At 75.0% G+C, this 14,341-nt stretch carries 9 protein-coding genes; 5 read left to right on the top strand and 4 right to left on the bottom strand.

Going from position 1 to position 14,341, the window contains the following annotated elements:
- Positions 1 to 53: 53 nt before the first annotated feature.
- A complete protein-coding gene (locus tag AC4BDD_RS03165) occupies positions 54 to 1,526 on the top strand; it encodes a DNA-binding protein NsdB (protein ID WP_490689427.1) in 1,473 nt (490 codons plus the stop codon).
- A 132-nt stretch (positions 1,527 to 1,658) separates the two neighbouring features.
- On the opposite strand, the gene AC4BDD_RS03160 is transcribed toward AC4BDD_RS03165, so the two are convergent.
- Positions 1,659 to 3,113 (bottom strand): PP2C family protein-serine/threonine phosphatase, encoded by a 1,455-nt coding sequence (locus AC4BDD_RS03160; protein ID WP_490689426.1) that lies wholly within the window; start codon positions 3,111 to 3,113, stop codon positions 1,659 to 1,661.
- A gap of 313 nt (positions 3,114 to 3,426) precedes the next feature.
- On the opposite strand from AC4BDD_RS03160, the gene AC4BDD_RS03155 reads away from it, so the two are divergent.
- The 4 genes from AC4BDD_RS03155 (at position 3,427) to AC4BDD_RS03140 (ending at position 11,633) form a co-directional block, all read left to right on the top strand.
- Complete coding sequence (locus AC4BDD_RS03155; protein ID WP_490689425.1) at positions 3,427 to 4,839, top strand: HEAT repeat domain-containing protein; 1,413 nt, start codon at positions 3,427 to 3,429, stop codon at positions 4,837 to 4,839.
- 508 nt (positions 4,840 to 5,347) lie between these two features.
- Positions 5,348 to 6,478, top strand: coding sequence for a glycosyltransferase family 4 protein (locus tag AC4BDD_RS03150; protein WP_490689424.1), 1,131 nt, complete (start codon positions 5,348 to 5,350; stop codon positions 6,476 to 6,478).
- Positions 6,475 to 7,737 (top strand): glycosyltransferase, encoded by a 1,263-nt coding sequence (locus AC4BDD_RS03145; protein WP_490689423.1) that lies wholly within the window; start codon positions 6,475 to 6,477, stop codon positions 7,735 to 7,737. The genes AC4BDD_RS03150 and AC4BDD_RS03145 overlap by 4 nt, the downstream gene beginning before the upstream one ends.
- Positions 7,738 to 7,874: 137 nt before the next feature.
- Positions 7,875 to 11,633, top strand: coding sequence for a hydantoinase B/oxoprolinase family protein (locus tag AC4BDD_RS03140; protein WP_490689422.1), 3,759 nt, complete (start codon positions 7,875 to 7,877; stop codon positions 11,631 to 11,633).
- A gap of 92 nt (positions 11,634 to 11,725) precedes the next feature.
- Here the strand turns inward: AC4BDD_RS03140 and AC4BDD_RS03135 are convergent, their stop codons facing one another.
- From AC4BDD_RS03135 to AC4BDD_RS03125, 3 genes are read right to left on the bottom strand one after another with little or no spacing between them, the layout of a single operon-like run.
- The gene (locus AC4BDD_RS03135) at positions 11,726 to 12,607 is read right to left on the bottom strand and encodes a 5-oxoprolinase subunit C family protein (protein ID WP_490689421.1); all 882 of its coding nucleotides are present in this window, start codon (positions 12,605 to 12,607) and stop codon (positions 11,726 to 11,728) included.
- Positions 12,604 to 13,383, bottom strand: a complete 780-nt coding sequence (locus AC4BDD_RS03130) for a 5-oxoprolinase subunit B family protein (RefSeq protein ID WP_490689420.1) — start codon at positions 13,381 to 13,383, stop codon at positions 12,604 to 12,606. The genes AC4BDD_RS03135 and AC4BDD_RS03130 overlap by 4 nt, the downstream gene beginning before the upstream one ends.
- Positions 13,380 to 14,165 carry a LamB/YcsF family protein gene (locus tag AC4BDD_RS03125; RefSeq protein ID WP_490689419.1) on the bottom strand — a complete coding sequence of 262 codons (786 nt, stop codon included), beginning with the start codon at positions 14,163 to 14,165 and terminating at the stop codon, positions 13,380 to 13,382. Before AC4BDD_RS03125 ends, AC4BDD_RS03130 begins: the two co-directional genes overlap by 4 nt.
- Positions 14,166 to 14,341 lie beyond the last annotated feature (176 nt).

Below are 14,341 nucleotides of genomic sequence, written 5' to 3'. Positions count from 1 at the left end.
GGCCCGTGACAGGCCGTTAGTGTCGAACCAGCCGAGGAACCTGGGGGCTTGACGTGACAAGGGAACCCAACGCCCGACTCGCGGACCTGTTCGGCCTGGCCGGCTGGTCCAAGGGTGAGCTCGCGAGACTCGTGAACCGGAAGGCGGCGGCCATGGGCCATCCGCAGCTGGCGACCGACACCTCCCGGGTCCGGCGCTGGATCGAGACCGGTGAGACGCCGCGTGATCCCGTGCCCAAGGTTTTGGCAGCCCTGTTCACCGAGCGTCTCGGTCGTGTTGTGACCACCGAGGACCTTGGATTCGGGCGACAAGGGCGTACCGGGAGAGGGCCGTCCGGCGACGGCCTGCCCTGGGCACCCGAGCGTGTGGCCGCGGTCCTCACCGAATTCACGGGAATGGACCTTATGTTCAACCGACGCGGCTTGGTGGGCGCCGGCGCAGCGCTCGCCGCAGGCTCAGCACTCAGCAGCGCCATGCACGACTGGCTGCACACCGACCCGGCCCTCGCCGCCGACACGCCCCGTCTCGACGATCCCCTCTTCGCCGACCAGGCGAGCTTCGACCGCTACGAGGCGGCGCCCGTCGGCTCCCAGGAGATCGACGCGCTGGAGCGCTCGGTGGAGGTCTTCCGCGCCTGGGACGCGGCCCGTGGCGGCGGACTCCAGCGCAAGGCGGTGGTCGGCCAGCTCAACGAGGTCGGAGGGATGCTCTCCTTCCACCATCCCGACCATCTCCAGCGCAGACTATGGGGGGTGGCGGCCAACCTCGCGGTGCTCGCCGGCTGGATGTCGCACGACGTCGGCCTGGAGCCCACGGCCCAGAAGTACTTCCTCATCGCCACGCACGCGGCCCGCGAAGGCGGCGACCGGCCGCGTGCCAGCGAGGCACTCTCCCGGGCCGCCCGGCAGATGGTGCACCTGGGCCGTCCCGAGGACGCGCTGGACCTGATGAAGCTGGCCAAGGCCGGGGCGGGGGAGCAGACCCTGCCGCGCACCCGGGCGATGTTCGCCACCATCGAGGCGTGGGCCCAGGCGTCGATGGGGCAGAGTCAGGCGGTGCGCCGCACCCTGGGCGAGGCCGAGGAGCTGTTCGTCTCGGACAAGACCGATGTGCCGCCGCCGAGTTGGATGCAGCTGTTCAACGAGGCCGATCTGCACGGCATGGAAGGGCTGGTCTACCGCACCCTGGCGGAGCACGAGCCGGCGGTCGCGACCATCGCGCACAAGCACGCCAAGGAGGCGCTGGACATGCGGGAGAACGGCCGGGGCCGTTCGCAGATCTTCGACCACATCTCGATCGCGTCCGCGTGCTTCATCGCCGACGACCCGGAGCAGGCCGACCGGTACGCACGCATGGCGCTGCTGTCGATAAAGGACAACTCCTCGCACCGGACCTGGGACCGGCTACGTGAGATGTACCGGCTCACCGCGCAGTACGCCGGCTACCCCAGGATCAAGGAACTGCGCGAGGAGATCCAGCTGGCGATGCCGAAGGGGCAGGGGCCGACCAGGAGCGCCACGGTGTAGCCGGGGCGCCGGCGGCCGGGATGCCGTCGGCTGCCGGTCGGATGGCGGTGACGCGCCGGTCAGGTGTCGGCCAGGCGCGACAATGGTCGACAAGGTGGCGGTCAGGATCGCTCGCGGTCGGCCACGAGTCGGTCAGTCGGGAATTCGCGCGATCAGCACGCAGGCGTCGTCCTCGCGCTCCTCGTCGCCGAACGCCTCGACCACGGTGCGGACGCAGTCCTGGGCGCCGCGCGCCGCGGTCAACCGAGGTGCGAGCTCCAGCAGGCGCTCGGCCCCCGTGTCCGCGTCCATGTCGAGGCCGCGCGGCGAGAGTCCGCCGGTGTGCAGCACCAGCAGATCGCCGGGCAGCAGCTGCTCACTGCGCTGGTCGTAGGCGGCGCCGGAGGTGGCGCCGAGCAGCACGCCGTCCGGCGACTGCAGTGCGCGCCCCGTCCCGTCGCGGAACAGCAGCGGGGCGGGGTGCCCGGCCTGCGCCCAGACCAGGGTGCGGTCGGCCGGGTCGTAGATCCCGCAGACGGCGCTGCCCAGGGCGGGCTGGGAGGCGGTGTCGAGCAGTTGGTTGAGCCACCCCATCAGCGGCCCCGGCTCGATGCCGGCGACCGCCATCCCGCGCACCGCGCCGAGCAGCATGGCCATGCCGGTCGTCGCGGCCACGCCGTGTCCGGTGAGGTCGCCCACGGTCAACAGGGTGCGTCCGCCGGGGAGTTGGAGGGCGTCGTACCAGTCGCCACCGATCAGCGCGCTGCTGGCGGAGGGGAGGTACCGGGCGGCCAGGTCCAGGGCCGGTGAACCGCCGTGCGGGTGCCGGAGGGCGCCGCGCCACGGCGGCAGCACGGTCTCCTGCAGCTCGACGGCGATCCGGTGCTCGGTGCGCGCGATCTGCCGCTGGCGCTGGAGCGAGTCCCGTGACTCGTGGACCACGCGCTGGCTGCGGCGCAGCTCGCTGACATCGCGCAGCACCGCCCACATCGAGGAGGTGCAGCCCTCGGCGTCGAGGACCGGCTCGCCGACCATGTGCAGCGTGCGGATGCCGCCGTCAACACGCTGCACGCGGAATTCACCGTCGATCGGCTTTCCGTCCACCAGGCAGCCGGTGACCAGCCCGGTGAGGATCGGCTGGTCCTCGGGCACCAGCCAGGACGGAAGCTCGTCCAGGCTGAGGCCGCCCTCCGCGGGGGACCGGCCGAAGATCGCACAGAGCTCGTCGGACCAGGTCACCTCGTCGGTGAGGAAATTCCACTCGGCGCTGCCGACGCGGGTCTGCGCCGCCGGACGCTCCGCGGGCTCGCAGGAGGAGGTGAGCCGGTCCCACTGCGCCTCCGGCTCGGGTGGGTCGCCGGGCAGCCCCTCGCGCAGCTGGCCGAGGTGGGAGCCCAGGTCGTCGAGGTGGTGCACGGCCAGGTCGCACAGCGCGCGCCGCCAGCGCAGCCGCGGGTCGTCCAGCTCGGCCAGGCCGCCGGCTCTGGTGTCCCGCCGGACCGCGTCGATGCCGCCCCGCAACTGCCTGGTCTGCGAGATGAGCGCATCGACCATGCCGCTCTCGGGCGGCTGGGCGGCGGGGTGGTCCGCAGAGCGAGGGGACGGCATGACGTACTCCGATACAGGGCGCGGCGCGGCCAGTGGAGGCGGAAAGGACCGGTTACGACTGTTGCACAGGCTGCGACATCGCGTAAGGGATTCCGCAATACCCGATACGGTGGTGCTTTTGGCATATGCCACCGGCCTTCCTCTGGCAACCCGGCGAGAGCTTGGCGGAACAAGTCACTCCGGTAAGCTGCGGCGCTCGGGAACCCGCAGCTCATTGCCGTTCATCAGGCATACCACGGCCGGACACCGGCAAGAATGCCGGTCGACGGAAATCCCGTTGCCAGCGAAACTCACCGCACCGGATGCTGACCTCATGTTCGATCCAGACATAGCGCCCAGCGGCACCTTGCTCGGCCTCCTGCAGCGAGGCCGTGGCGACGGGACCCTGCATGCCCTCGCCGCGCCGCGGGCCGAGGCGCTCGCGGCACTGCACCACTGCGTGCTGCACGACCCCCGCCGCGACTGGCAGGTCGAGAACCGCTCGCTCTACTACGCGCGCCTGTGCATGGACCTCCAGTGCGGACTCGACCGAATCGAACAGCATCTTTTTCACCCGGACGATCTCCTCGACACCGAGGAGGAGCGCACCGGACTCGCCCTCTCCGTGCTCGGCCACCTCGCCTCCTACGGTCGGCAGGACGCGCTGCTGCTGCTGCGCCGCTACGCCGCCACCGGCGCCAACTGGGCCTGGGCCCTGGACGAGCTGGCGCTGCGCGACGACGACGCCGGGCTGCGCGCCCTGGCCCCCGCCGTCCTGGCCAGGTTCCCGGAGACCCCCGAGGGCGACGCCGAGCTGGCCGCGGCCGCCCGCGGCGCCTATGAACCACGCCCCTGGCGGCTGTGGGCCGACGACCCGCTCCACGGCGCCCGGGTCCGCGCGGCCCAGGAGCGCGGCGCCTTCGACCGCTGGCAGCGCCAGCTGAGCCCGGCCGGGCCGCGCCCCGGCTGGAGCGTCCAGGACGTCCTGCGGTGGGCGCAGGCCGACCACGACGTCCTGCCCGGAGCGCGCCGCCACGAGGCCGCCGCCCGCTGCCTGGCCGCGGTGGCCGGCCCGGAGGACCGCCCCGAGCTGCTCGCCGCGGCCACCGCGGGCCCGGACACCGCTCGCGCCGCCGCCCTGCGCTACCTCGCGGAGGTCGGCGACCCGGAGGTGCTCGACCTCATCGAGGCCGCCGCCACCGAGCCTGCCGAGGAGTTCCTCACCCAGGCCGCCCTGACCGCCTTCGAGCGCATGCGCAGCGTCGCCGCGCTCGACCGCGCCCGGCTGTGGGCCCAGCGGCCCGACGCGCTCGGCGACGCGGCCGCCGCGATGCTCGCCTGCCGCGGCGGGCAGTACGACTCCGGCCCGGTCCTCGCCGCGCTCCGCCGCACCGTGCGCGGCGCCGGCCCCGACGCCCCGGCGCTGTGGGCGCTGGTGGAGGGCGCCGGCCGACTGGCCATCGGCTGCGCCGCCCCGGTGCTGCGCCACATCTACCGCGAGACCTCCTCCTCCCAGCTGCGCGGCCGCGCAGCCCAGGCACTGGCCGCCACCGACCCCTCCTTCGCCGCCGGCTTCGCGGTGGAGTGCCTCTGGGACTGCGAGGAGACCACACGCGAAGTGGCCGCCCGGCACGCCGCCACCGCGGACACCCGGGTCGTCGACCAGCTCCGCAGGCTCGCCACCGACCCGGCCGAGGAAGCCGAGGTCCAGACGGCGGTGCGCAGCCGCATCGGTCCCGAGGCGTAGCGCCTCGCGGCGAGCGGCCGTCGGGGTGCGGCGCGGCCCCGCGAAGCGCTGCCCCGCCCGGTACCGTGCGTCGCAAGGGCCACTCCCTGCGGGAGCACGCTCCCTGCGAAGGGGCGCGGGGCCCGGCCCTCGCCGTCCTCGGGCCGGCCCGGCCGAACGCCGCCGCCCCAGTACGCGCCTCCGGGCCCCGGCCGTCCTCGCCCCCCGGCGCGTGCCTTGCGCCCATGCGTCGTGGCTCGCAGGGCAGGGACGGATCCTGAACGTGCGGCGGGCCGCCGCACTCCGCCGGCACCTGCCGGGGACGCTCGGCGCGCCGGTCGGCTGCCGCCGGCGGCACGGGTGCTTCCGCCGGGCGCGGACCGGGCCCGTCCGGTACGCCCGGGCGGTCCTGGTATCGGCCGTCGCGTCCGGGGGGCGAGCGACCGCGGGGACGAACGCTCATGGGACGTTCCCCGGGCGGACAGATCCACGCCGCCGGGGCTACCCCTGGTGCGCCGACAACACGGTTATGCGTGTCGCCATAGTGACCGAATCCTTTCCGCCCGACGTCAACGGTGTCGCCCACTGCGCCCTGCAGACCGCCCGCCATCTCCAGCGGCGAGGCCACCATCCCCTGGTCATCGCCCCGGCCGGCGCCCAGGACCCGCCGCCGGAGGGCACCGCCCCCGGTCCCTGCCCGGTTGTCCGTATTCCATCGCTGCCGCTGCCCGGCTATCCGCAGGTGCGGGTCGCGCTCCCCAGCCGCCGCCTGGCGGCCGCGCTCACCGCGCACCGCACCGAGCTGGTCCACCTCGCCAGCCCCTTCGTGCTGGGCGCGCGCGGCATGTCCGCCGCGCTGCGGCTGGGCATCCCCGCCGTCGCCGTCTACCAGACCGACCTGGGCGGCTACGCCCGCACCTATCTCGGCACCGGCGAGAACGCCGCCTGGCGGCGGATCCGCGCCGTGCACACCGCCGCCGACCGCACCCTCGCCCCCTCCAGCGCCGCCGCCCAGGACCTGGCCGACCGGGGCGTTCCACGGGTCGCACTGTGGCCGCGCGGGGTGGACACCGAACGCTTCCACCCGCGGCGCCGCGACCCCGAGCTGCGCCACACTCTCGCCCCCGGCGGGGAACTCCTCGTCGGCTACGTCGGCAGGCTCGCCCCGGAGAAGAGCGTCCACCTGCTGGCTCCCGTCTCCACCCTTCCGGGGGTACGGCTGGTGGTGGTCGGCGACGGCCCCAGCGAAGCCGCGCTCCGCCCCGCGCTGCCCGGCGCCCTCTTCCTCGGCCGCCGCACCGGAACCGAGCTCGCCCGGATCTTCGCCTCACTGGACGTCTTCGCGCACACCGGGGCCCAGGAGACCTTCTGCCAGACCGTGCAGGAGGCGCAGGCCAGCGGCGTGCCGGTGATCGCCCCCGCGGCGGGTGGCCCGCTGGACCTGGTCAGCCACGGACGGACCGGCCTGCTGGTGCCGCCCGGCGACGCCGACGCGGTGCGCGACGCGGTGTCCCTGCTCGCCGCCGACCCACGGCTGCGCGCCCGGCTGGCCCGCCAGGGCCGGGCAGCGGTGGCGGGGCGCACCTGGACGGCGGTCGGCGACCAGCTGATCGACCACTACACCGAGGTGCTGTCGGCACGGACGGCGGTGGCGGCATGACCACCGGCCATTCCACCGGCCACCCCTCCCGCCATCCCTCGCTTCGCATCGTCCGGCTCGCCAACTTCGTCACCCCCGCCTCCGGCGGGCTGCGCACCGCCCTGCGCGAGCTGGGCGCGGGCTACCAGGCGGCGGGCCACACGGCGGTGCTGATCGTGCCGGGCGAGCGGGCCTCGGACCGGCACACCCCACAGGGCCGCGTCATCACCCTGCCCGGCCCGGCCATCCCCGGCACCGGCGGCTACCGGCTGCTCACCGACCGGCGGCGAGTGACCCGGCTGCTGGAGGGCCTGGCACCGGACCGGCTGGAGGTCTCCGACCGCACCACCCTCCGCTGGACGGGGGAGTGGGCCCGGCGCGCCCGGGTGCCCGCGGTGATGGTCTCCCACGAGAGCGCCGACGGCGTGCTGCGCGCCTGGGGCGTGCCCGAGGCCGCGGCGCGCCAGGTCGCGGACCGGCTCAACTCCCGGACCACGCTGGCCTATTCGCGGATCGTCTGCACCACGGAATGGGCGGCGCGGGAGTTCCTCCGGATCCGCGCCCGCAATGTCGTCCGCGCACCCCTCGGTGTCGACCTCGGCCACTTCCACCCCGAGCGGCACAGCGCGGCGCTACGAGCCCGGCACCTGCGGGGCGGATCGGCGCTGCTGCTGCTCTGCTCCCGGCTCTCACCCGAGAAGCGGCCCGGGCGCGCGCTGGACGCGCTCGCCGAACTCCGGCGCCGCCGGGTGGCCGCCCGGCTGGTGGTCGCGGGCGACGGCCCGCTCCGCGCCCGGCTGGAGGCCCGGGCTCAGACGGAGAGCCTGCCGGTCGCCTTCCTCGGTCATCTGGCCGACCGCGCCGCGCTGGCAGCCCTCCAGGCGAGCGCGGACATCGTGCTCGCGCCCGGGCCCGCGGAAACGTTCGGGCTGGCCGCGCTGGAGGCCCTCGCCTGCGGGACGCCGGTCGTGGTCAGCGAGGTGTCCGCGCTGCCGGACATCGTCGGTGGGGCGGGTGAGACGGCGGCGGACAGCGGCACCGCCTTCGCGGACGCGGTCGAACGGCTGCTGGACCGCCCGGCGGACGATCGCCGCGCGGCTGCCCGCACCCGCGCCGAGTGCTTCGGCTGGCCCGCCGCCGTGGCCGCCTTCCTCGCCGCCCACGACGCGCCGCCGGCTGTCCTGCCGGCGGGTGCGCCTCCGGCCGCCGCCTCGCGCTCAGCTGCCGCGGCCCCGCCCGTACCGCTCCGGGGTGGTGCGTCCGCGCCGGCCTCGCCCTGAGGGCGCGGCGGCCGGGCGGAGGCGCACCCGGCGGTGCTTCGCCGGGCCTGCGCCAGGGTGAGCGCCTGCCAGGGATCGCCGCCCGCCGCGGGTCTGATGAACCCGCCCGGCAGGGCTCGCGCTGCGACAATGGCCGGGTGACGACCGGACGCTGGGAGTTCTGGATCGACCGTGGCGGCACCTTCACGGACGTCATCGGCAGGCGCCCGGACGGCCGTCTGATGGCACGCAAGGTGCTCTCCCACGACCCCGGCCGGTCACAGGACGCGGCCGTCGCCGGAATCCGCCGGACACTCGGGTTGGCTCCCGGGGAGCCGGTCCCGGCCGAGCGGATCTCGGTCGTCAAGATGGGCACCACGGTCGCCACCAACGCCCTGCTGGAGCGGAAGGGCGAGCCGACCGTGCTCGTCATCACCGAGGGCTTCCGGGACGCACTGCGCATCGCCTACCAGAACCGCCCCCGCCTCTTCGACCGCCGCATCCTGCTGCCCGAAGCGCTCTACGACCGGGTGGTGGAGGTCCCCGAGCGGGTCGACGCGCACGGCGGCGAGGTGCGGCCGCTGCATCTGACCGCCGTGACCGAGGCGCTGCGCGCCGCCCGCCGCGACGGCTTCCGCAGCGTGGCCGTGGTGCTGCTGCACGGATACCGGCACCCCGCGCACGAACAGGCCGTCGGCGCCGCCGCGCGCGCCCTCGGCTTCACCCAGGTCAGCTGCTCGCACGAGGTGAGCCCGCTGATGAAGCTGGTCCCGCGCGGCGACACCACGGTGGTGGACGCCTATCTCTCACCGATCCTGCGCCGCTACGTCGAGGGCGTCGCCGCCGAACTGAGCGGCATCCGGCTGATGTTCATGCAGTCCAACGGCGGGCTGCGCGAGGCCGCCCACTTCCGAGGCAAGGACGCCGTGCTCTCCGGCCCCGCGGGCGGTGTGGTCGGCATGGCGCGCTCCTCCGGCGAGGCCGGGCACGACCGGGTGATCGGCTTCGACATGGGCGGCACCTCGACCGATGTGTCGCACTACGCGGGGGAGTTCGAGCGCCTGTTCGGCACCGAGGTCGCGGGCGTGCGGATGCGCGCGCCGATGATGAACATCCACACCGTCGCGGCCGGCGGCGGATCGGTGCTGCACTTCGACGGCCGCCGCTACCGCGTGGGACCCGACTCGGCCGGCGCCGTCCCGGGGCCTGCCTGCTACCGGCGCGGCGGCCCGCTCACCGTGACCGACGCCAACGTCATGCTCGGCCGCGTCCAGCCCGCCCACTTCCCCGCCGTCTTCGGCCCCGACGGCGACCAGCGGCTCGACGCCGAGCTGGTCCGTACCCGCTTCGGCGCGCTCGCCGAGGAGATCGCGGCGGCCACCGGGGACCGGCGCGGGCCCGAGGAGGTGGCGGCCGGCTTCCTCGGCATCGCGGTCCTCAACATGGCCAACGCGGTGAAGAAGATCTCCGTGCAGCGCGGCCACGACGTCACCCGCTACGCCCTCACCAGCTTCGGCGGCGCGGGCGGCCAGCACGCCTGCGCGGTCGCCGACGCGCTGGGCGTCGGCACCGTGATCGTCCCGCCGCTCGCCGGCGTGCTCTCCGCCTACGGCATCGGGGTCGCGGACGCCACCGCCATGCGCGAGCAGGCCGTGGAGACCGAGCTGACCGAGGAGGCGCTGCCGCGGATCCGCCGGCTGTGCGAGGAGTTGGCCGAGCGGACCCGCGCCGAACTCCGCGAGGACGGCATCCCCGAGGACACCATCGGCACCACCGCCCGGGTGCACCTGCGCTACGCGGGCACCGACGCCTCCCTCCCCGTCCCGCTGGACTCGGCCGACGCGATGCGCGACGCCTTCGTCCGGGCCCACCGCGCCCGCTTCGCCTTCACCATGGACAAACCCCTGATCGCCGAGGCGGTGTCGGTGGAGGCGACCGGCGCGCCCGGCGGCGCGGCGGCCGGCCTCCACCACGCCGACCGCCCCGAGCCGGACGGCGCGCCCGCCGAGCCCGCCACGGTGCCGATGTTCACCGAGGGCGGCTGGCGGCGCGTGCCGCTCCACGAACGCGCCCGGCTGCGCCCCGGCGACCGCGTCGACGGGCCCGCGATCATCGCCGAGGAGGACGCCACCACCGTCGTCGATCCCGGCTGGCGGGCCACCGCGGGCGACCGCGGCCATCTGCTGCTCACCCGGGTCCGGCCCCGGCCGCGTACGACGGCGGTCGGCACCGATGTCGATCCGGTGATGCTGGAGGTCTTCAACAGCCTCTTCATGGCGATCGCCGAACAGATGGGCGTGCGCCTGGAGAAGACCGCCCACTCCGTCAACATCAAGGAGCGGCTCGACTTCTCCTGCGCCCTCTTCGACGCCGAGGGCAACCTCATCGCCAACGCCCCGCACATCCCGGTGCACCTGGGCTCCATGGGCGAGTCCATCAAGGAGGTGCTGCGGCGCAACGAGGACGGCATGCGGCCCGGCGACGTGTACGCGATCAACGACCCGTACCACGGGGGGACCCACCTGCCGGACGTCACCGTCGTCACCCCCGTGTTCGACACCGTGGCATCGGCGACACCAGTGGTTTCAGTGACCGGCGCCGCGGCATCGGCTGCCGGCGCCGCGGGAAGGGGCGCACGCCTGCTGTTCCTCGTCGCTTCCCGGGGCCACCACGCCGAGATCGGCGGGATCACACCCGGCTCCATGCCCGCCTTCAGCCGCACCATCCAGGAAGAGGGGGTGCTCTTCGACAACTGGCTGCTGGTGCGCGACGGACGGCTGCGCGAGGAGGAGACCCGCGCCCTCCTGACCGCCGGCCCCTACCCCTCCCGCGCCCCCGACGCCAACCTCGCCGACCTGCGCGCCCAGATCGCCGCCAACGAGAAGGGCATCGAGGAACTGCGCCATATGATCGAGCATTTCGGGCTCGACGTGGTGCACGCCTACATGCGGCACGTCCAGGACAACGCGGAGGAGTCCGTCCGCCGCATCCTCGCCGGCCTTCAGGACGGTTCGTACGCCTACGAGACCGACAGCGGCGCGGTCATCCAGGTCGTGCTGCGCGTCGACCACCGGGCACGCGGCGCGGTGCTCGACTTCACCGGCACCTCCGCGCAGCAGCCCGGCAACGCCAACGCCCCCAGCTCGGTGGTGATGGCCGCCGTCCTCTACGTCTTCCGCACCCTGGTCGCCGAGGACATCCCGCTCAACAGCGGGTGCCTGAAACCGCTGGACGTGCGCATCCCGGAGGGCTCCATGCTGGCTCCGGTCTTCCCGGCCGCCACCGTCGCGGGCAACGTCGAGACCTCGCAGGCGGTGACCGGCGCGCTCTACGCGGCCCTGGGCGTGCAGGCCGAGGGATCCGGCACGATGAACAACGTCACCTTCGGCAACGACCGCGTGCAGTACTACGAGACCGTGGCCAGTGGCTCCGGCGCCGGGGACGGCTTCGACGGCACGGACGCCGTGCAGACCCATATGACCAACTCCCGGCTGACCGACCCCGAGGTGCTGGAGTGGCGCTACCCGGTGCGGGTGGAGAGCTTCGCGGTGCGCGCCGGCAGCGGCGGCCGGGGGCGCTGGCACGGCGGCTGCGGGGTCACCCGGCGCATCCGCTTCCTGGAGCCGATGACGATCGCCCTGCTCACCAACCACCGCCGGGTCCCGCCGTACGGCATGGCGGGCGGCGAGCCGGGGCAGTGCGGCCACAATCTCCTGGAACGGGCCGACGGCACCGTCGAGGAACTGGCCGGCTGCGACACCGCGGACGCCGCGCCCGGTGACGTCCTGGTCATCCGCACCCCGGGCGGCGGCGGATACGGCACTCCGGAGCCTGATGCCTCCGAGCCTGACGCCCCTGAGCCTGATGCCCGCGAGCTTGATGCCGACGAGCCTGATGACCCCGGGCCTGGTCGGTGAGCAGCCTTGCCGGGCCCGGCGACGGACCTGCGCGCCCGGCGGCCGCCGCGTGCCGGCACCGGCCGTTGCGCAGGTGATCCGCGGCGGCCCGGTCAGCGGTGCCGGGGCCGTGGCGGCCGGGGGACGAAGCGCACCCGGGTGCCGGGTGCGGCCTGCGCCGCGGCTGCCAGATACGCCTCGGGGACCACGCCCACCACGGGGTAGCCCCCGGTGGTGGGGTGATCGGCGAGGAAGAGCACCGGGCGGCCGTCCGGCGGGACCTGCACCGCGCCCAGCACCATGCCCTCGCTGGGCAGCTCCCCGGCCCGGGCGCGCTCCAGAGCCGGCCCCTCGGTGCGCAGCCCGATCCGGTTGCTCGCGGCCGAGACCCGGAAGCGGCCGGTGAACAGGGTGCGCAGCGCCCCGGCGGTGAACCAGTCGTGGCGCGGCCCGAGCACGACGGGCAGCACCAGCTCGGCGCCGAAGCGCGCCTGGCACGCCCCGTCCACGGCCGCCGGCGGGCCGCAGGGCGCGCCGAGGCGCAGCACCTGGCCGGCGGCGAGCGGGGCCGGGCCGAGACCGGAGAGGATGTCGGTGGAGCGGCTGCCGAGCTCCGGCTCGGCCTCCACCCCGCCGCCGAACGCGAGGTAGGAGCGCACCCCGTGGACCGCCGCCGCCACCTCCAGCACCGCGCCGGCCGGGACGCGCAGCGGCGCACCCCAGGGCGCCGGCCGGCCGTCGACCGTGACCGGGCAGGCGGCTCCGGTGACGGCCACCGTGGTGGCGCGGCGCACCCGCACCGCGCAGCCGGTCAGCGTGGTCTCCAGCGTCGCGGCCGACGCCGGGTTGCCGACCAGGCGGTTGGCGAGCCGGTGGGAGTGGCTGTCGAGCGCCCCGGAGCGGGGCACCCCGAGCCGGGCGTGCCCGGGGCGGCCCAGGTCCTGAACGGTGGTCAGGGCACCCGCCCGGACCACCGCGAACGCGCTGTCGGTCACCTCGCCGACTCCGGCGCGCGAGGCTTCGGCGGTGCGGGCGGCCCCAGCGGTGCGGGCGGCTCCGGCGCGGCGGGCGGCTTCGCCGGGGCGGACGCCGCCTCTGGCGTGGACGCCGCCTTCGGTGCGCGCGGTCTCGGTGGTGCGGGGACGAACCGCACCCGGGTACCGGGGGCGAAGAGTGCCGCCGGGTCGCGGGCGGCGTCCCACAGCACCGCGTCCGTGGTGCCGATCAGTTGCCAGCCGCCGGGGGAGGAGCGCGGGTAGACACCGGTGTACGGCCCGGCCAGCGCCACCGAACCGGCGGGCACCGCGGTCCTGGGGGTGGGCCTGCGCGGCACGTGGAGATGGTCCGGCAGGCCGGTCAGATAGCCGAAGCCGGGGGCGAAACCGCAGAACGCGACACGGAATTCGGTGGCCGCGTGCAGCGCGGCGGCCTCGCCCGGGCTCACTCCCCACAGCGCGGCCACATCGGCCAGGTCCGGACCGTCGTAGCGGACCGGCACCTCGATCGCGGCGGCCCGGTCGGTGGTGAGCGGCGGGACGGAGAGCCGGGTCAGTTCGGCGGCGAGCCGCGCGGGGTCCTCCAGCCCGTCCAGCAGGACGGTGCGGGCCGCGGGCACGATCTCGCCGATCCGCGGCAGCTGCCCACTCGCCACCCGGCGCAGGATCTCGGCGTGCAGGGCCTCCGCCTCCGGGGCCGAGTCCACCTCCAGCAGCAGCGCCCGGTCGCCGACGGGCAGGGCGCGGACCGGGCCCGCGCCCGGGCCGGCGGTCATGTGAACGCCGCCAGGCGCACCCCGGCGCCGTGCAGTTCCGTCCGTATCCGGCGGGCCAGCGCGGCGGCGCCGGGCGTGTCGCCGTGCACGCACAGCGAGCGGACCGCGACGTCGAGCCGGTGGCCGTCGATGGAGACCACCGTGGCGTCGCGGGCGATGGAGACGGACCGCGCGACCACGGTGTCCGGGTCGCTGACCACGGCTCCCGGGGTGCCGCGCGGCACGAGCGTCCCGGCGGCGGTGTAGGCACGGTCGGCGAACGCCTCGGCGACCGGCGGCAGTCCGGCGTCACGCGCCGCCTCGTGCAGTCGCGAGCCGGGGAGGCCGAGTACCGGCAGCGGGCTGCGGCCGGCCAGCGTCACGCCCTCGATCACGGCGGCGGCCTGCCCCTCGTCATGGACGCAGCGGTTGTAGAGCGCGCCGTGCGGCTTGACGTAGCTGACCTGGGAGCCGGCGGCCCAGGCGAAGGTCTCCAGCGCGCCGATCTGGTAGGCGATCTCGTCGGTGAGCTCACGCGGTGGCACGTCCATGGCGCGCCGTCCGAAGCCCGCCAGATCGCGGTAGGACACCTGGGCGCCGATGGCCACGCCCCGCTCGGCGGCCAGCTCGCACACCCGGCGCATCGTCGTGGGATCGCCGCCGTGGAAGCCGCAGGCCACGTTGGCGCTGGTGACGACCGACAGCAGGGCCTCGTCGTCGGTCAGCTGCCACCGGCCGAACCCCTCGCCGAGATCGGCGTTGAGGTCGATCGGCCGGTCCGGCACGGTGGCGGTGTCGGTCATGCGGTCGTTTCCGTTCCGTGGCGTATCAGGCTGCGGGGCGGGCGCGGCGGGCAGCAGTGGACCGGCCGACCCCGTATCCGTAACGCTCTCCACTGAAGGTGTGGCGGAGCCGACCAGCCCGCACCTAACGTAGGGGATTGTTGAACAATCCGACAAGGGGTGCGTCACCAGCGCCC

The organism is Streptomyces sp. JLBT605, assembly GCF_058215555.1.
This window is presented reverse-complemented; position numbering and strand designations above follow the sequence as displayed.